Origin of the sequence: Orenia marismortui DSM 5156 (assembly GCF_000379025.1) — a bacterium.
Taxonomy (GTDB): Bacteria; Bacillota; Halanaerobiia; order Halobacteroidales; family Halobacteroidaceae; genus Orenia; species Orenia marismortui.
The window spans coordinates 730,593-749,608 of sequence record NZ_KB900617.1 but is presented as its reverse complement, the minus strand read 5'-3'; the positions used below and the strand labels follow the sequence as shown (position 1 = coordinate 749,608).

Below are 19,016 nucleotides of genomic sequence, written 5' to 3'. Positions count from 1 at the left end.
AGTTATCACTCAAGAGAAGGAGATTACTATTAATTAATAGAATAATGATAGGTGATATAGTGTATAAATGGAGGTGTAGTCATGGCTGAAAATGTGAATGATGAAAAGAAGATGAAAAATAGTATACCATTACTAGCATTAAGAGGGCTAGTAGTATTTCCTAATATGATAATTCCCTTATTAGTAGGAAGAGATAAATCTTTAGAAGCTTTAGAAAATGCTATGGTAGATAATAAAAAGATATTATTATCTGCACAGCATGATGAAGTTGTTGAGGAAACAACTCAAGATGATATTTATGATATAGGTACTATTGCAGAAGTAAAGCAATTAATGAGGTTGCCAGATGGTACTGTGAAGATATTAGTAGAAGGTTTAAGTAGAGCTAGAATCACTGAATACATACAAGAAGATCCTTATTATGAGGTTGAATTTGAAGAGATAGAAATGGATGAAGAAATTAATACTGAAATAGAAGCTCTTATGAGAAGTGTAAGTGGAAGTTTTGAAGAGTATATTAAGTTAAATAAAGGAATTCCACCAGAAGCAATGATGACCATAGCTAATATTGATGATCCAGATAGATTGGTAGATATTATTGTTTCACATATGTCCTTGAAGACAAGTCAACAGCAAGATATTTTATCTTCTATCTTATATGAAGAAAGGTTAAGGAAATTATATAAGATATTAGATAAAGAGATAGAGATTTTAAGAGTTAAAAATAAGATTAATGATGAAGTGAAGAAGCAAGTAGAAAAAAGGCAAAAAGAGTATTACTTAAAAGAACAAATGAAGGCAATAAAGAAAGAGCTAGGCGAAGATAATAGTTTTTCTGAGGAAATAGAAGATTATAACCAGAAAGTTGAAGAAACTGATCTACCCAAAGAAGTTGAAGAAAAAGTATTAGATGAACTAGATAAGCTAAAGAAGATGCCTAGAAATTCTAATGAAGCTGTGGTAGTTAGAAATTATTTGGATTGCATCTTTGATTTACCATGGAATAAATACAGTGAAGATAAATTAGTAATTGATGAAGTGGAAGAAAAGTTAGAAGAGAATCATTATGGATTAGATGATGTTAAAGAAAGAATATTAGAATATTTGTCAGTTAGAAAATTAAGCGATAATTTAAAAAGTCCAATCCTATGTTTAGTAGGTCCTCCTGGGGTCGGAAAAACCTCATTGGGTAAATCTATTGCTAATGCTATAGATAGAGAATTTGTTAGACTATCTTTAGGAGGGGTTAGAGATGAAGCTGAAATTAGGGGGCATCGCCGTACATATATAGGTGCTAGACCTGGTAGAATAATAAATGCTATGCGTGATGCAGGTACTATGAATCCTATATTTTTATTAGATGAAATTGATAAGATTACTAGTGATTTCAGAGGAGATCCTGCTGCAGCTTTATTAGAAGTGTTAGATCCAGAACAAAATGATGATTTTACTGATCATTTTTTAGAGTTACCTTTTGATTTATCAGATGTAATGTTTATCACAACTGCAAATTCAGTTTCTGATATACCTAGACCACTATTAGATAGAATGGAGCTAATAACTATTTCTGGATATACAGAGGCAGAAAAGATAGAAATAGCTAAAGCCCATTTGCTGCCACAGCAATTAGATAATCATGGGCTAGAAATAGATAAATTTAATTTGTCGGATAATGCTTTACGCAAGACAATTAGAAATTATACTCGAGAAGCAGGAGTTAGAAATTTAGAAAGAACTCTAGCATCTATTTGTAGAAAAGTGGCTAAAGAGGTTGTAGAGGGCAAAGAAACTGGAACTAGAATAGATACTAGAAACTTGAAAAAATATTTAGGAATAGCTAAATATGAATATGGTAAAGTAGAGAACGAAAATAGAATCGGAGTAGTAACTGGTCTAGCCTGGACTCAATTAGGTGGAGATATATTAGATATAGAAGTATCTATAATCCCAGGTGATGGTAAGTTGATTTTAACTGGTAAATTAGGAGATGTAATGAAAGAATCCGCTCGAATAGCTTTAAGTTATACACGGACTAAGGAAGAAGAATTTGATTTCCCTGAAAAATTCTATAAGAAATATGATATTCATGTTCATGTACCTGAAGGAGCTATACCTAAAGATGGCCCTTCTGCAGGAATTACTTTAGCAACAGCTTTAATTTCTGCATTATCTAATACCCCTGTAAGTGGTGAAGTAGCTATGACTGGAGAGGTAACTTTGCGAGGAAGAGTACTACCAGTAGGTGGAATCAAGAGCAAAGTATTAGCTGCTCATAGAGCAGGTATTAAGAAGGTTATATTATGTAAGAAGAATAAGAAATCTTTAGAGGAAGTTCCTGATAATATTAAACGGGATTTAGATTTTGTATTAGTTGAAAATATGGATCAAGTACTAGTTGAAGCAATGGTTAAGGATGGTGAAGAAGTTGAAGATAAATAATCCAGAGTATATATCAAGTGCAGTAAATGCTAAAGACTATCCGTTTCATTATCTACCTGAGATTGCTTTAGCGGGAAGATCTAATGTTGGAAAATCTTCTTTGATTAATAAGGTGGTAAACAGAAAGAAGATGGCTTTTACAAGTTCTAAACCTGGTAAGACACAAACTATTAATTTTTATCAAATAGATAATTACTTCTATTTTGTAGATTTACCTGGTTATGGTTTTGCTAAAGTATCAAAGGCTGAGAAAGAAGAATGGGGAAGGATGATTGAAGGTTATTTATTAAACCGTTCTAACTTAGAAGCTATATTACTTGTAATTGATGCAAGGCACAAACCTACTAAAGATGATATTCAGATGTTTAATTGGATAGTACAGATGAATATGCCTGCATTAGTTGTAGCTACAAAAATAGATAAGATTAAAAAAAGTCAGAGAAAAAAGCAAGAAAAATTAATTAAGAATACTTTAGGAATAAATCAATTTACACCTTTTACTTTCTTTTCTGCTGAGACAGGTGAAGGTAAGAATGAAGTATTTAAGTTTATTGGTCGATTTGTAGATTAAATTATTATTTTATTTTTGAATAAATAGAATATTGAAGTTATATTTATCAGTTTAAATCATAATTTTACCTTAGTAATATAACTCGCTTACTTTCCAAAAAGACTAAAAGACAAAAAATATTTCAAAGATTGAAATATTTTAAATCTAAGTTGACAATAGATTGAATTGATTATATTATAGTATATAACAATTAGATAGGATAAAAGCTTTGAAGGAGAGGAGTAGGTTAATCCCTCCCTATAAGAGATGAGTACTCATAGTCTGAAAGGTACTCTTTGGGATATTAATTGAAGTAGCTCTGGAGCTGTTTAGCTGAAGTTAAAAGTAGGCTATTCCGGTCTTCTACCGTTATTAGAATTTAGAGAGAATCTATAAACTAGTAATTAGTAGCTAATAGCTAGAGGCTATAAGCTAACAACTATAGATTAACTAAGGTGGTACCACGGAAGACCCTTCTTTCGTCCTTAATCAAGGATGAGAGAGGGGCTTTTTTAATTTATAATTTATAATTAATAATTAAAATCATTTTAAAAGTAATTTTTTAATTATTTAAGTTTTTTAAGAACTTGATTTTCTAATTGTAAATTATTCATTATTACTTATTAATTATAAAATAGGGAGTGAATAGATATGATTGAAGAGAAGAAGAATTTATCAACAACCTATGATCCAAGTCAAGTAGAGGAGAAGTGGTATGATTATTGGATAGAAAATAACCATTTTCATGCTAATCCTAATGAGGAAAAGGAATCATTTACTATTATGATGCCACCTCCAAATGTAACGGGGCAGTTACATATTGGTCATGCTTTGACTATGACTTTCCAAGATATATTGACACGTTGGAAGAGAATGCAAGGTTATGAAGCATTATGGTTACCAGGAACAGACCATGCTAGTATTGCTACTGAGGTTAAAGTAGTTAATAAGATGCGTGAAGAAGAAGGGGTAGGTAAAGAAGAGGTTGGAAGAGAAGGATTTTTAGAGAGAGCATGGAAGTGGAAAGAAGAGTATGGTGGAAGAATTACCAAGCAGCTTAGAAAATTAGGAGTTTCCTGTGATTGGGACAGAGAGAGATTTACTATGGATGAAGGTTGTAATGAAGCGGTTAAAGAAGCCTTTGTTCAACTATATGAGAAAGGGTTAATCTATCAAGGAGACTATATTGTAAACTGGTGTCCTGAATGTATGACTACTTTATCTGATGTTGAGGTAGAGCATGAGGATAAGCCAGGAAAGTTATACCATATTAGATATAATATCAAAGATAGTGATAATTATATTGTAGTAGCTACTACTCGTCCAGAAACATTACTTGGAGATAGTGGAGTAGCAGTAAATCCTGATGATGAACGTTATGAAGATATAATTGGTAAGAAGGTTATAGTACCAGTTGTTAATCGAGAGATTGAGATAGTAGCAGATGATTATGTAGATTCTGAGTTTGGAACTGGATTAGTTAAAGTAACGCCTGCTCATGACCCTAATGACTTTGAGATTGGAGAGCGCCATGATTTGGAGATTATCAAAGTGATTGGTGATGATGCAATTATGACTAAAGAAGCTGGTAAATATGAAGGCTTAGACCGTTATGAATGTCGCCAACAATTGATTAATGATTTAAAATCAGCTGGATTACTTGAAAAGATAGAAGAACATGATCATTCTGTAGGCCAATGTTACCGTTGTGATACAACTATCGAGCCTTTAGTATCTAAACAATGGTTTGTTGCTATGGAAGAGTTAGCAAAGCCTGCTATTGAAGCAGTTAGAAATAAGGATATAAACTTTGTACCAGAAAGATTTTCTAAGGTTTACTTCAATTGGATGGAGAATATTAGAGATTGGTGTATCTCTCGTCAATTATGGTGGGGACACCAGATTCCAGTATGGTATTGCCAAGATTGTGATGAAGTAATTGTAAGGACAGAAGAGCCAACAGAATGTCCAAAGTGTAGCAGTACTAATTTAAAGCAAGATGAAGATGTACTTGATACTTGGTTTAGCTCTGGATTATGGCCATTCTCTACTTTAGGTTGGCCTGAAGAGACTGAAGAGTTGAAATATTTCTATCCTACAGATGTATTAGTAACTGGTAGAGATATAATTTTCTTTTGGGTAGCTAGAATGATCTTTATGGCATTAGAATGTAAAGGTGAGATACCATTTAAAGATATCTATATTCATGGACTTGTTAGAGATGCAGAAGGTCGCAAGATGAGTAAGTCTTTAGGTAATGGTATAGACCCAATCGAGGTAATTGATCAGTTTGGTACAGATACATTACGCTTTACTTTAATTACTGGAAATACTCCAGGTAATGATATTCGTTATCGTGAAGAACGAGTAGAAGCAAGCCGTAACTTTGCTAATAAATTATGGAATGCTTCCCGGTTTGTATTGATGAATTTAGAAGATTTTGATTTAGAAGATGTAGATTATTCTACTTTAGAATATACTCTAGCTGATCAATGGATTATCAGTAGATTGAATAAGAAGATTAATCAAGTGACTAAATTATTAGAGGAGTATCAATTTGGTCAAGTATCTCAAGAACTATATGATTTTGTTTGGAGAGAGTTCTGTGATTGGTATATTGAATTAGTAAAGCCTAGATTATATCAAAAGGATAATCAAATAGCCCGTCAGACTGCTCAATATGTAACATGGTTTGTTTTAGATAATATTTTAAGATTATTGCATCCATTTATGCCATTTATCACAGAAGAGATCTGGCAATATCTAAGTGCTGAAGAAGAAGAAAGCCTAATGATCTCTTATTGGCCTGAAGTAGACAACTTATCTGTAAATCATAAAGCAGAAGCTAAGATGGAAGTTATAATGGAACTAATTCGTAGCATCAGAAATATTAGAAATGAGATGAAGGTTAATCCAGGGAAGAAGATTACAGCTATCTTAACTTCAGAGTCAGATGAAAAGTTAGTAATTGCAACAGAAGGAAAAGATTATATATCTGATTTAGCCAATGTGGATGATTTGACTATTATTAGGGAATTAGAAGATAGACCTGAGCAAGCTTCTACAGCAATTACAAATGAAGTTGAGATTATATTACCACTTGCAGGAATGGTAGATATCAACAAAGAGATTATTAGACTAGAAGAAGAGATTGAAAAGATGGAATCAGAGATTAAGCGAGCAGTAGGTAAGTTATCTAATAAGGGATTTGTAGATAATGCTCCAGACCATCTTGTAGAAGAAGAGAAAAGAAAGAAAGATGAATATACTGCTAAGAAGGAACAACTTGAGGAACGTTTAAATAGTCTTAAAAGTATAAATTAAAAAATAATGCAAGTAAAGGCAACCTATTAAGGTTGTCTTTTTTGTTAAATTTGTCAATTGAAGCAGGAGATAAAATAAAATAATAGTATTCTATATAGTAGGAGATTTATTTTCTATTAATACTAAATTATGTAATTAAAATTATATTTATCTATTTGAGGAGGCAGTACTCATGATAGAGGCAATAAAATTATTTTCTACTATTGAATTAGATGAGAATACTAAGATTAAATTAGAAGATAAGTTTAAAGAGAATATAGTACAAATCATAGATGATCAGTTTTTAATAAATAGATTGGTTATAACAGGTTTAATAATATTTATTTTGAAAGAAGAAAAAATTAAAAGGAATCTGCTAGAGTTCTTTACTACAAATTTAAATTTAGAGTTCAATAGTTTAGATGAATTGTTAGAAGTTAAATATATTACCCTTTTACTGTTTAGAGAAGTTTTACTAAGGCAGAAACTGGAGTATGATTTGATTTTAATATTGATTAATAGATTAGAAGATATTTCTGAAGAAGATAAGGATTTGATTACATATAAACAAGTAGTAAATTTTCTTTATGAGTTAAAAGATAAGATTGATTCTAAATTTTATACTATAAATATTAATTCTACTTCACTCTCTGATTTTGAAAGGATAATTTTAGTTGCTATTAACTTATTAGAATATAAGAAAAACATAAAAAAAATTGATGATCTAATGTGGTTAAAAGCTACTTTGGACAAGCTGGGAACAGATCCAGAAGAGTATATTACTGTAGAATCTTTTTATAGATATCTAATTAATAATTTAGAAATATTAAATTTATTATATAGATATATTTCTAAAGATAAATTAAATAAATTAGAAAGCTTTGAAGCTCCTCTTGTTATTGGCTTGTCAATAATTAAATTTTCTGCATTAGATGATAAAGAGCAACAATTGGCCTATATTAATAAATTTTTAATAAAAAAATCTTTTTTTAGTATTAAGAAAAATTTAACATATATCGATTTAACTATTCGTTTAATCTTAGATTTATCATTAGTATGGAAAGTTGTTGATGAGAAGAAGATTATTAAATTTGATCGAGACAGTGCTAGGAAAGGTTTTGAAGAAAATACACTAAAAGAAAAATCTAATAATTACAGTAGTTTAGTTTTAGAAGATGAAAAAAGGCAGAATGGAAAACGTTTATTAACTGCTTTAAAAAAGAATGATTTAGAAATTGTCAATAAATTATTAAATAGAAGAATAGATGTTAATTATAGTGATAATCGCCATAGGACTTCTTTAATGTATGCAATTAAATTTGAAAGAGAAGAAATAGTGAAGAAAATATTGAATTTAGGTGCAGATATTAATGTTTGTGATAACAAAGGTAAAACTCCTTTGGTAGAAGCTATTGCAGCGAATAATAAAAATATAGTCAAAATTTTATTAAAAGCTAATTGTGATACTGATATTAGATACAGAAGCTATACACCATTAGAACTAGCTATGATATGGAATCGAAAGGAGATAATACCACTCTTGAAAAAAGGAAGTTAATAAATATTTTAACGAGTATCTTTACTTTAAAAGTTAAAATCATCAGGTATTTAGGAGGAAATAATAATTTAATATATAATTCTATATATGCAGGATAATACCTTTATTTATAGAATTATAGATAATATGTAAAAATATTATCGGGATATAGATAATAGACCAATTTTTGGTTATTTATATAAGTGATCTTTGAAAGTTAATAAGTTTATAAGTGTATAGATTCACCTAAATTACCAATTCAGTTCTTGTAAATATTATTAAGTAAATAGTAAGAAGGGGTGAATATTTTAAATGAATGATTTATTAGACTTATTTGGGCTTCCTGACTTAGATGAAGTTGAGGAGGAGAATGGAAATGTTGACTCGGGTGATATTGAGGTTTTAGAGGTAAAGGATCTAATTGATTTATTTAATACAAGCTTTTTAGAAGAGATAAATAGTGAAGAGATTAAAAGCGATATAGAAGATAAGATTAATGATATCAAAAATAATCAAAAAATGATTTCTCGTATTGCGCTAAACAGTACTACAATTTTGACTATTAAAGAAGAGAAATTAAAAAACAATAATTTCTTAGAGCTGTTTTGGAAAAAATCTTTATCTTTGGCAGAACAAGATCTGAACTTGAATCTAGCTAGATATGCAGCTTGTCAATTTTTACAATGTATAGAAGATAAAAATATTTTAACTTGGGAGCTTATTTTAGCATTAATAGCTAAGTTAGAGCATATTCAAACTGAAGATAATAATGATATTTACGATAATTTAAAGAAACATTATTATAACTTATTACAAGAGCATGAGAATAATTTTTATAAGTTAGATGAGGATTATGATTCATCATCACCTTTTGCTAAGATAATCTTATTGATTGTTGATTTATTAAAAGAAGGTGAAGATAGTATAACAGTTAATAATTTGATGTTATTAAAGTTAAAATTAGAGGGGCTAAATTTAAATGTAGAAGATCAAATAACTTTAGAAGAATTTTATGGTTATTTAATCGAAACTCCTAGAATGTTACATCTATTATATCAACATTTATCTTCAGAAGACTTAGAAAATTTAGATTTATTTGAAGCACCTATAGTTAAAGGAGTAGAGAAGTTATTTAATTTGGATAATAAAGAAAGAAATATTTATAATTCTTTAGTACAAGAGTTAGAAGAATCAGGAGTCAAATATGAAGAAAGATATATCAAATTAAGGCTGCTAAGAAAGTATTTAATGAACGAAGCTTTTGTTGATATTAATACTGAAGTTGAAATATTTAAGTTTACAGTAGAATTGCTTATTAATTTAAATTTAATTTGGGATTATTCTGTTAATGAAATAATAGAAGAAGATATAGAAAAGATTTCAGATATTGAAGTGTTAAATAAAAGTGAAGAGAATGATGATGGAGATCAAGTTGAAGATGCAATAGATAAAGCGATTTCAAAAGAAAGAATACATAGTGTTAAAGATAATTTAGATAATAAAACAGAGGTAGCAAAGAGTATTAAAGAATCAGATGCAGAAGTAGCAGCTAGCCAATTAAATATGAAAAGCGAAAATATTAATAATGCCTTAAATGAAGCACCTATTCAAAAGGAAGAAGTTAATCAAGTTGACGATATTGAAACGGAAGCTTCTATAACAGAGGATAAAGAAGCTAATAAATTAGATATGATAAGTGAAAGGGTTACTAAGGACGTAAATAAAGTATCTATCAAAGAAGATAAAGGTGAATTAGATAATACTGATAAAAGTATTAGGGATGTTGAAAGATCAAATACAGAAGAACATTCAGAAGTCATAAGTGAAAAAGAGAGTAGTGATTCAATTACAGAATCTACTGAGAATAATCAAGAGGATGAGTTAGAAAGTAATCAAGTTGAAGAAATTACAGAAAAGGATGAAGATAGGAAGTTAGAAGAGAATAAAGTTGATCAGACAAGAGATAGAAGAAAAGGTCAACAGTTAATTTTAAGGATTCGAGAAAATAACTTTAAAGAGGCAATGGACTTATTAGATAATGGAGCAGATGTTAGTGTAAGTGATACTAAGAATCGTACTGCATTAATTTATGCTGCTAAATTTGAAAGTGTTGATTTAGTTGTTGCTTTAATAGAAGCTGGAGCAGATGTTAATGCTAGAGATAATCGTGGTAAGACTGCATTGTTTGAGGCTATTTCTTCTGATAATGTAGAGATAGTTAAGTTATTATTAGATGCAGGAGTAGATCTAAATGTGAAATACAGAGGTCACAATGCTTTAGAGATGGCCGTGATGTGGCAGCGGTTAGAAATTGTGGAATTATTAAAACAGGAGATAGATTTATAAATTAAAAGAGAGGGATTAATCCCTCTCTTTTAATTTATTTATTAATCTTTTTCCAAATTTTTTGCTGTCCTTTGATAATTTAATTCTATTTCTTGCTGGATATTTATCAATATTACCCAAGAAAAAGTTATCATAATATGTAGTATTGATAGCTTTAAAGAATAAATCCATAGTACCACTTACATATTTGAATCTGTCGGATGTTAATTTCTGACCGGCAGTAGAGATAAAGCCTCCAATTTTATTTTCTTTTTTATCAATCATTGAATCATTTAATCGATATTTACTTCCCCAAATAGCTTGGCAGCGATCAATTAATGCTTTTAACTGTGCTGGAAGGCTATTAAAATAAAGGGGAGCAGCAACAATTATTATATCTGATTGATTTAATTTAGTATAAATTTCTGTCATATCATCTTCAAGAATACATCCTTTTTTCTGTTCACAATTATTACAGGCTGAGCAAGGATTAATATTTAGATTATTAATCTTAATATTTGTAAATTGTATATTAGGATTATTCTCTTTTATACCTTCAATTACCTTATTTAAGATTAAAGCATTATTACCATGGTTATTAGGACTACCTAAGATAGTTAAACATCGATAATTCATTTTTAAATCCTCGTTTTAAATTCTTCATATTTGAAGAATGAATAGATTATGAAGAATTCTATTGGAGCTATAATAGAACGGGCTACTATTCTACCTGGTAGCAGCACCAAAAAAGCTTTTCCAATAATCAATTTTAGCCAAAATGTATTCAATAATAATGATATAAGCAATTCTATACTTAGGATAGAGATTAATAGTTTAATAAAAATCTTATTATCTTTGGATCTATAAAATATTAATCCTGGAATTAGTCCAATTAAAGCATAACTTAGAGTAAAACCTGGAAAATATCCACCTTGAGCTCTTAATAACATTCCTAATAAATCACTAGCTATTCCAGTAAGCAGGCCACCAATTGGGCCTGTTAAAATTGCTGAAATTATAATGGGTATATATCCAAAGCTTAATCTAATAGAATTACCAATCATAATTGATAGATATCTAGTTAAAATAATACTAGTAGCAACCATTAAAGAAATAAGCACCAAATTTTTAGTTTTTTTTGATTTTATTTCTTTCTGTTTCTGCAATAAGTTAGAACTATTCATAAGATAAAACCCCTTTCTAATTAGTTGATATCATCCCTACGATACCACACTATAGAGACAAGGGAATAGATATTTCTCTACTTCTCTCTTAAATGTGGCAGTGGATGCAGATTTGTACCGCAGAAAAATCTTTCGTTTAGAAGCAACATCCCATCTTCTAACACTTGACGCACAAATCTTACTCTGCCTGTTTAGGTAATTTTAACATAATTTTTTACAACTAGCAATAAATCTAATCCTTTATAAAAAATTATTAAAAACAGGGTTTGAAGATTTTAAGTAGAATTAATAATTTCGAGGTGATAAAATGAAAGGTATAAAATATTTAGAAAGTTTAAGTAAATTTGGAGTTAAACCAGGATTAGATAGAATAAAGTTATTGCTTAGCTATTTGGACAATCCAGAAGAGAATCTAAATGTTATTCATATTGCAGGTACAAATGGTAAAGGGTCAACTTCTGCAATTTTAACTTCAATTTATAAAGAAGCAGGTTATAAGGTCGGAACTTATACATCTCCCCATATTACTGAATTTAATGAGCGAATCAGAGTTAATAATGAAAATATTAATAATGAAGATTTAGGTTTATTAGTTAAGGAATTAAAGCCTGCTATTAATAAAGTAGCAGATGAATTAGAACATCCTAGTTTCTTTGAAGTGGTAACAGCTTTAGCTTTCTTATATTACTATAAGCAGGATGTCGATATGCTTATCTTAGAAGTGGGCTTAGGAGGTAGATTTGATGCTACTAATGTTGTAGATAGTTTAGTTTCAGTAATTACAAATGTAAGTTTAGATCATACAGATTATTTAGGTGAAACGCTAGAAGAGATTACTTTTGAGAAGGCAGGCATCATTAAAAATCAGCAAAAGGTAATAACAGCTACCAAAAATCAAGCAGTTAATGATCAGTTACTAAAACTATCTAATGAAAAGAATTCAAAATTAATTAATATTAATGATGAGTTTGATTGGATAGAGTATGAAAACAATCCATCTTATCAAAGCTTTGATTTAATAGGCAAAGATAAAAACTATCTTAAATTAAAATTACCTTTATTAGGAGAACACCAAATTATTAATACAGCAACTGCTATTGAGGTTATAGAAGTTTTGAAGCAAAAGTATCCACTTACACAAGAAAATATAAAAAAAGGAATTTCAAAAGTTAGCTGGCCTGGTAGAGTAGAAGTGATAGCTTTAAAACCGATGGTTATTTTAGATGGGGCTCATAATGTTGCTGGAGCTAAAAGTTTAATTAAGGTTTTAGAGAAATTAAATTATAATAATTTAATTATAATATTAAGTATACTAGGGGATAAAGATGTAGATGGGATTGTAAGGGAAATAGTTCCAAAAGCAGATAAGATTATTTTAACTAAAAACAATAACTATCGGGTAATGGAGATTGATCAGTTAAAAAGTAAAGTAGAAAAATATAATAATAATATATTAGTAAAAGGGGAATTGAAATCTGCCCTAGAATACTCTCTAAAAGAGGCTGATTATGAGGATTTAATATTAATAAGTGGTTCTTTATATACTGTATCGGAAGCTAGAGGCTTATTAACTAGAGAATAAGGGTAAGGTTGGAACTTCAACTTTACTCTTATTTTTATTTAGTCTTAGATAAGAAAAAATATATATCTAAAATTAAAGTAAGTAATTATAATGTTTATTTAAATCAGGTCAAGATGTATAAAATTCTTTTTATAGTAAATATTACTAGAATGAGATTGTAAAGATTAAAATATAACTGTAGTATAGTCTGATTAAAGAATGGAACTTAGAATTCTTCTGTATTAATATAGTTAAATTTAATTTTTAATTGAATTATATTAATAAATTATGGGTGAAGTGCATAGTATTTATTAAGTTCTCATAAGAGTACTTACTGTAAATTTAGGCAAGTCAAGAAATTTGAAATAGATGGATTTGCAATATTGAAATCAGCTGATAGTTAATATCCAAAAGAAAAAGTTAGAAGGAAAAAGGAGGAATTATGAAGAGAAATAACAAGAATTTAAAATCAGGAGCTTCTTTAGCGGTAATGTTAGGTTCTATGGCAATTATAGCAAGTATTTTTGGTTATTTTGTCTGTAGTTGGTTCTTAGATTATGTTAGTGCTCCTCAAGAGGGTATAACATCTGTATCTGGGGATCAGATTGTAACAGAGGAAAAAATCAATAGTAATGATAATAAAGTTGTACAGCAAAGTGAGACTATTACTGAAGAGAAAGACGAGTCTAATGATGAAGATAGCCAAGATACTATGGTTAATCAAACTTTAGATCAAGATCTATATGTGGTTCAAGTTGGAGCCTTTGCCAAAGAAAAAAATGCAAAAGGTTTAGTAGAACAATTGCAAAGTAAGGGTTTTACAGCTTATATAACTAGTAAAAATCCTTATCGGGTACAGGTAGGGGCTTTTAGAACTAAAAATGCAGCACAAGAGTTGGGTACAGAACTTAAAAATTATGGTTTCCCAATTTATATTAAACATTAATATTTAAACCCACTAATATATTAGTGGGTTTAAATATTTTTTTGTATTCAAAATAATCTAGACTGATTTTGGCTTATTTACTATAACTGTTAAATCATGTTTAAATGTAGTATTAATAATGTTATAATTATATTAAAAGAAATTTAACTATCTAATATCTTATTTAAGTTATTTATTAGAGGGAGAGAATTTGATTTATAAGGAGGATAAGAAGGTGAAGTTAAAAGAAATCAAAGAAATCTTATCAGCACAAGTTATTATAAAAGGGTCTGAAGAGTTGGAGATATTAAAGGGTTGTGGTGCAGATTTAATGAGTGATGTTTTAGCATTTTCCAAAGAGAAGACCGTTTTATTAACTGGATTGACCAATCCTCAGGTAATTAGGACTGCAGAAATGATCGATCTATCATTAATTATATTTGTAAGAGGTAAACAACCCCCTCAAGAAACTATAGACTTAGCTAAGGAAAAAAATATACCATTAATGACTACTAGCAAGCCATTATATCAGGCTTGTGGTTTGCTATATTCGGCAGGTTTAAGAGCTGAGAAATTATCAAAGTTAGAATAGAAATCAGACAAGCTATGGAGGGATTAATTTGCAAAAAGATAATATCAGGAAGGTTATTTTAGATCATGATATTGAAGCTGGTGATTTTGCTGGAGGTGGAGAAGGTTCTAGCAAGTTAAAGAATATTCTTCACAAGTTAGGTTTACCGGCTAAAATAATTAGAAAGATAGCTATTGCTACTTACGAGTTAGAAATAAATATAATTATTCATACTCATGGTGGGAATTTAAAGGCAGATGTTAGTCCTTCGGAAATTAGAATTATAGCTTCAGATCAGGGACCAGGAATAGAAGATCTAGATAAGGCTTTTCAACCAGGATTTTCAACTGCAAGCGAGAAGGCTAGAGAGATGGGATTTGGAGCAGGGATGGGTCTTTGTAATATCAAACGTTATTCTGATAACATAGAAGTAGAAACTGAGGTGGGAGAGGGTACCAGAATAGAGGTTAAGGTTTATCTTAAAGAGAGTGGTGATAGTGATGAGTGATATTCATTCTGTACTCTTAAAAGCAGATAAGTGTAAAGGCTGTACTAATTGTGTTAAAAATTGTCCTACTAATGCAATTAGAGTCCATCAAGGTCAGGCTAAAATTAAAGATGAATATTGTATTGATTGTGGTGAGTGCATTAGAAGTTGTGAGTATCATGCTAAATATGCATCTACAGATAGAATAGAAGAGATTGGTGACTATAAGTATCCAATTGCTTTAGTCCCCCCAAGCTTTTATGGCCAGTTTACTCAGAATATAAATCCTACAAAGGTTATTTTAGCACTTCAGGAATTAGGTTTTTATCAAGTCTGGGATGTAGCTTTAGGGGCTGAAGTTATTACTGCTGTTACAAAAGAGTATTTAAAAGATAATAATATGCCTATAATATCTTCTTCTTGCCCAGCAGTAGTGCGTTTAGTACAACTTCTTTATCCAGAGCTATTAAATTATCTAGCTCCTTTTAAGTCCCCTGTTGAGGTTACAGCTCAAAAAGCCAGAGAGTTTATAAAGGAGAATGAAAAAGTAAAGGATGAAGAGATAGGTATCTTTTTTATTACTCCTTGTCCTGCTAAGATGACTACAGTTGATAATCCTTTAGCTATGGAAAAAAGTTACTTAGATAAGGCTATAGCAGTAGATGAAATCTATCATGAATTAATAAAAAGGGTAGAAGATATAGATGGATATAAAGAAATTGAAAACTATAACATCCCTTATTTTGGAATTAGTTGGGCTAGTAATGGTGGAGAAGCTAATTTATTAACTGATATAAATACGGTATCTGTATCTGGAATCCATAATGTAATGAGTGTTTTAGAGGAGTTAGATAGAGGAGATCTATCCCATATTCGATATTTTGAAATGGTTGCTTGTCAACCAGGGTGTGTTGGAGGAGTTTTAAATATTAAGAATCCTTTTTTAGCTGAGTTTAATATTCAGAATTTAATAAAAGAAGGAGTGGAGTTTGTTAAGCAGGATATTACAGATTATGATATTAAACTACCTATGAATTTTAAAGAGAAGTCTATAGGATCATTAGATGATGACTTAATTGCTGCTATGGCTAAGTTAACTAAGTTGGAAGAAGAGATAGAGCTATTGCCAGGTTTGGATTGTGCTGCCTGTGGTGCGCCAGACTGTCGTACTTTAGCAGAGGATATTGTTAATGGTTGGGCAAATAGAACAGATTGTATTTTTATTTTAAGGCAGCAAGTAGCAGATTTGGCAGATGAAATGGCTACTTTAGCTCATGCATTGCCACCAGTTATGAAAAGAAAAAAAGAGGGAGATGATATTGATGAAGATTAAAGATATTATCAATAAGTTAGATTTAGAAGTTATAGTAGAAGGAGATTTGACGATTGAAGTTAAGGGAGGATATGCCTCAGATCTATTAAGCAATGTTATGGCTCAAAGTAAAGCAGGAGATTTATGGTTAACCATACAGGGACATCAGAATATAGTAGCGATAGCTCAGTTAATTGAGTTATCTGGAATTATTGTTACAGAGGACTTTGTAATTGATGAAGATACTATTAAAAAAGCAGAAGAATGTGAGATTAATATTTTACAAAGTAAGTTATCCACTTATGAAATAGCAGGGAAATTATATGAGTTAGGAATTAAATAAGAATGAAAAGTTTTATAGCTGATTTACATATTCACACAGTTTTATCTCCTTGCGGTGATTTATTGATGACACCACAAAATATAATAAATAAAGCTTTAGAAATTGGATTAGATATGATAGCTATTACAGATCATAATTCAGCTGAAATTATAGAGGTAGCTTTAGATTTAGCTAAGGACACTCCTCTTACTATTTTGCCAGGGATGGAAGTAGAAACAGTAGAGGAAGTCCATCTGCTTTGCTTATTTGATAAATTAGAGCAAGTATTATCTTTACAGAATTTAGTTTATAGTTCATTACCAAAGCTAAAAAATAATGAAGAATTATTTGGACCGCAATTATTAACCAATCATAATGATGAATATATTACTAAGGTAGATAAATTATTATTAACTGCAACTGAATTAAGTATTAGCCAAGTTGTTCAAGAAGTAAGAGCCTTAGGTGGTATAGTTATTCCTTCACATATTGATAAACCTAACTATAGTATTATAGCTAATTTAGGATTTGTCCCACCAGATTTAGATATTGCTGGATTGGAAATTTTTTCATCTCAGTCAGAAGGAGAAATTATTGATAAATTTTTTTCAATAGATAATTATTCTTTAATAAGTAATTCTGATGCTCATTATTTAGAAGATATAAAAAAAAGCATGAAATTTTATATAAAAGATACAAAGGTATCTGAAATTGAATGTGCAATAAAAAAAGAAAAAGGGAGAAAAGCGGTGATTTTGTGAGAAAAATCACACACAATTGTGAAAATAATAATTAATAGCCAATTCCTTGACTTATTTGCCTTAAAATTGTAATATTAAAGTATATTAAATTTTGCTTTTGCTAAAATTTAATATAAATTAAGGTTGATTTAATTATAAAGAGGATTGATATAAAAGTAATTTAATATATAAAGATTTAGCCATTTAGTCAAAACTAAGTTTTAATAAATATATGTATGCATACATATATTAAGCTTAGTTTAATTTTCTTTATATTAAATTTAACTTTAGATATTAAATCTTCTTTTCTTATTTAAGGAATAATCATAAGTATTATTTATTTGATAATCGCTAGGAAGGTATGAGTGAAAATATTATCAAAATTAGTATTTATGAGATTTTCTTAGATCTAAACCTAACTCTATAAGCTAAGAAGGGGTGAAAAGGGTGAAAGAAAGAACTTTTGAACAAGGAATTCATCCAAAGTATAATAAAGAACTAACAGAGCATAAAGCTTTAAAATTTTCTGGCCAGCCAGAAGAGGTTATTATTCCCTTACAACAACATATTGGATCACCAGCTAAGCCAATTGTTAAAGTAGGAGATAAAGTGGATCTAGGTCAAAAAATTGCTCAATCTTCAGGATTTGTCTCTGCTGATATTCATGCTAGTGTATCAGGAGAGGTTATTGCTATTGAACAGGTTAATGAATCCCTAGCAATAAGAATAAAGAATGATGGTGAAGATAGGAAAGCAGAATCTATTGGGGTTCAAGGTGGTATTGAGGATTTATCAGCTGAGGAAATAAAAGAGATTATAAAAGAAGCTGGGATTGTTGGTTTAGGTGGAGCTACCTTCCCAAGCCATGTGAAAGTATCTATTCCAGAAGGTAAAAATGTGGATAAGGTAATTTTAAATGGTGCAGAGTGTGAACCTTATCTTACTGTTGATCATCGGACCATGGTAGAAGAAACAGAAAAAGTGTTATATGGTTTAAAAGCTTTAATGAAAGTAGTAGATGCTAAAGAAGGTTACATAGGTATTGAGACTAATAAGGCTGATGCTATAGCCGCTATGACTGAAGTTAGCAAGAATGAAAAGAATATAAGTATTGTGCCACTAGAGGTCAAATACCCTCAGGGTGGAGAGAAGCAACTGATTAAGGCTATTTTAGGAGAGGAAGTACCATCAGGAGGATTACCACTAGATGTTGGTGTAGTTGTAAATAATATAGGTACTGCTGTGGCTGTTACTGATGCTATTCAGTTAGGCATGCCTTTAATCCAAAGAGCAGTAACTGTGACTGGTTCAGTTAAAGAACCACAGAACTTAATATTTAGAATTGGAACACCAATTATTGAGTTGATTGGGGAATGTGGAGGATTTGAAGGTACTCCTACTAAGGTTATTTTAGGAGGACCGATGATGGGCCAGGCTCAAAGTGATTTAAATATACCAGCAACAAAAGGGACTTCAGGTATTTTAGTTTTAAATGAAGATGAAGTTGCTAATTATTCTGAAGCGGGACCTTGTATTAGGTGTGCTCGGTGTGTTGATGCTTGTCCAGCTAAATTAGTCCCAACAGCTTTAGTTAATCTAAGTAAAGTTGATATGAGTTTAGAATTACAGGATTATAATGTTTTGGACTGTATTGAATGTGGTTCTTGTACTTATGTCTGTCCAGCGAACATTGAAATTTTACAGTGGATTAAGTTAGGAAAAGAAAAATTACAAGCTGAATTAAGAAAAAGCGAATGATT

15 protein-coding genes, 1 riboswitch and 1 other annotated feature are annotated in these 19,016 nt (G+C 30.1%); of the genes, 13 read left to right on the top strand and 2 right to left on the bottom strand.

Going from position 1 to position 19,016, the window contains the following annotated elements:
- Window positions 1-81 precede the first annotated feature (81 nt).
- The 5 genes from lon (at window position 82) to OREMA_RS18170 (ending at window position 10,175) form a co-directional block, all read left to right on the top strand.
- Window positions 82-2,439, top strand: coding sequence for an endopeptidase La (gene lon, locus OREMA_RS0103380; RefSeq protein WP_018247878.1), 2,358 nt, complete (start codon window positions 82-84; stop codon window positions 2,437-2,439).
- Window positions 2,426-3,010, top strand: a complete 585-nt coding sequence (gene yihA / locus OREMA_RS0103375; protein WP_018247877.1) for a ribosome biogenesis GTP-binding protein YihA/YsxC — start codon at window positions 2,426-2,428, stop codon at window positions 3,008-3,010. The genes lon and yihA overlap by 14 nt, the downstream gene beginning before the upstream one ends.
- A gap of 199 nt (window positions 3,011-3,209) precedes the next feature.
- Window positions 3,210-3,479, top strand: a binding site (T-box leader).
- Window positions 3,480-3,640: 161 nt separating this feature from the next.
- Window positions 3,641-6,313: a valine--tRNA ligase gene (locus tag OREMA_RS0103370; RefSeq protein ID WP_018247876.1), complete on the top strand. Its 2,673-nt coding sequence runs from the start codon at window positions 3,641-3,643 to the stop codon at window positions 6,311-6,313.
- Between the two features lie 172 nt (window positions 6,314-6,485).
- Complete coding sequence (locus OREMA_RS18175; protein WP_018247875.1) at window positions 6,486-7,850, top strand: ankyrin repeat domain-containing protein; 1,365 nt, start codon at window positions 6,486-6,488, stop codon at window positions 7,848-7,850.
- 291 nt (window positions 7,851-8,141) lie between these two features.
- Complete coding sequence (locus OREMA_RS18170) at window positions 8,142-10,175, top strand: ankyrin repeat domain-containing protein (RefSeq protein ID WP_018247874.1); 2,034 nt, start codon at window positions 8,142-8,144, stop codon at window positions 10,173-10,175.
- Window positions 10,176-10,190: 15 nt separating this feature from the next.
- On the opposite strand, the gene OREMA_RS0103355 is transcribed toward OREMA_RS18170, so the two are convergent.
- The gene (locus tag OREMA_RS0103355; RefSeq protein ID WP_018247873.1) at window positions 10,191-10,790 is read right to left on the bottom strand and encodes a flavodoxin family protein; all 600 of its coding nucleotides are present in this window, start codon (window positions 10,788-10,790) and stop codon (window positions 10,191-10,193) included.
- Window positions 10,791-10,792: 2 nt separating this feature from the next.
- A complete protein-coding gene (locus OREMA_RS0103350) occupies window positions 10,793-11,338 on the bottom strand; it encodes a folate family ECF transporter S component (RefSeq protein WP_018247872.1) in 546 nt (181 codons plus the stop codon).
- Between the two features lie 96 nt (window positions 11,339-11,434).
- Window positions 11,435-11,526, bottom strand: a riboswitch (THF riboswitch).
- A 119-nt stretch (window positions 11,527-11,645) separates the two neighbouring features.
- Between OREMA_RS0103350 and OREMA_RS0103345 the strand changes: the two genes are divergently transcribed.
- From OREMA_RS0103345 to rsxC, 8 genes are all read left to right on the top strand, one after another.
- Entirely contained in the window at window positions 11,646-12,920 is a 1,275-nt protein-coding gene (locus tag OREMA_RS0103345) for a bifunctional folylpolyglutamate synthase/dihydrofolate synthase (protein WP_018247871.1), read from the top strand.
- Window positions 12,921-13,341: 421 nt separating this feature from the next.
- Window positions 13,342-13,845, top strand: a complete 504-nt coding sequence (locus tag OREMA_RS0103340) for an SPOR domain-containing protein (protein ID WP_018247870.1) — start codon at window positions 13,342-13,344, stop codon at window positions 13,843-13,845.
- Window positions 13,846-14,059: 214 nt separating this feature from the next.
- Window positions 14,060-14,416 (top strand): DRTGG domain-containing protein, encoded by a 357-nt coding sequence (locus tag OREMA_RS0103335; protein WP_018247869.1) that lies wholly within the window; start codon window positions 14,060-14,062, stop codon window positions 14,414-14,416.
- Window positions 14,417-14,444: 28 nt separating this feature from the next.
- Window positions 14,445-14,903 carry an ATP-binding protein gene (locus tag OREMA_RS0103330; protein WP_018247868.1) on the top strand — a complete coding sequence of 153 codons (459 nt, stop codon included), beginning with the start codon at window positions 14,445-14,447 and terminating at the stop codon, window positions 14,901-14,903.
- Window positions 14,896-16,215, top strand: coding sequence for a [Fe-Fe] hydrogenase large subunit C-terminal domain-containing protein (locus OREMA_RS0103325; RefSeq protein WP_018247867.1), 1,320 nt, complete (start codon window positions 14,896-14,898; stop codon window positions 16,213-16,215). The genes OREMA_RS0103330 and OREMA_RS0103325 overlap by 8 nt, the downstream gene beginning before the upstream one ends.
- Entirely contained in the window at window positions 16,205-16,537 is a 333-nt protein-coding gene (locus tag OREMA_RS0103320; RefSeq protein ID WP_018247866.1) for a DRTGG domain-containing protein, read from the top strand. Before OREMA_RS0103325 ends, OREMA_RS0103320 begins: the two co-directional genes overlap by 11 nt.
- A 2-nt stretch (window positions 16,538-16,539) precedes the next feature.
- Window positions 16,540-17,277 (top strand): PHP domain-containing protein, encoded by a 738-nt coding sequence (locus tag OREMA_RS0103315; protein WP_018247865.1) that lies wholly within the window; start codon window positions 16,540-16,542, stop codon window positions 17,275-17,277.
- 426 nt (window positions 17,278-17,703) lie between these two features.
- Window positions 17,704-19,014 (top strand): electron transport complex subunit RsxC, encoded by a 1,311-nt coding sequence (rsxC, locus tag OREMA_RS0103310; protein WP_018247864.1) that lies wholly within the window; start codon window positions 17,704-17,706, stop codon window positions 19,012-19,014.
- Window positions 19,015-19,016 lie beyond the last annotated feature (2 nt).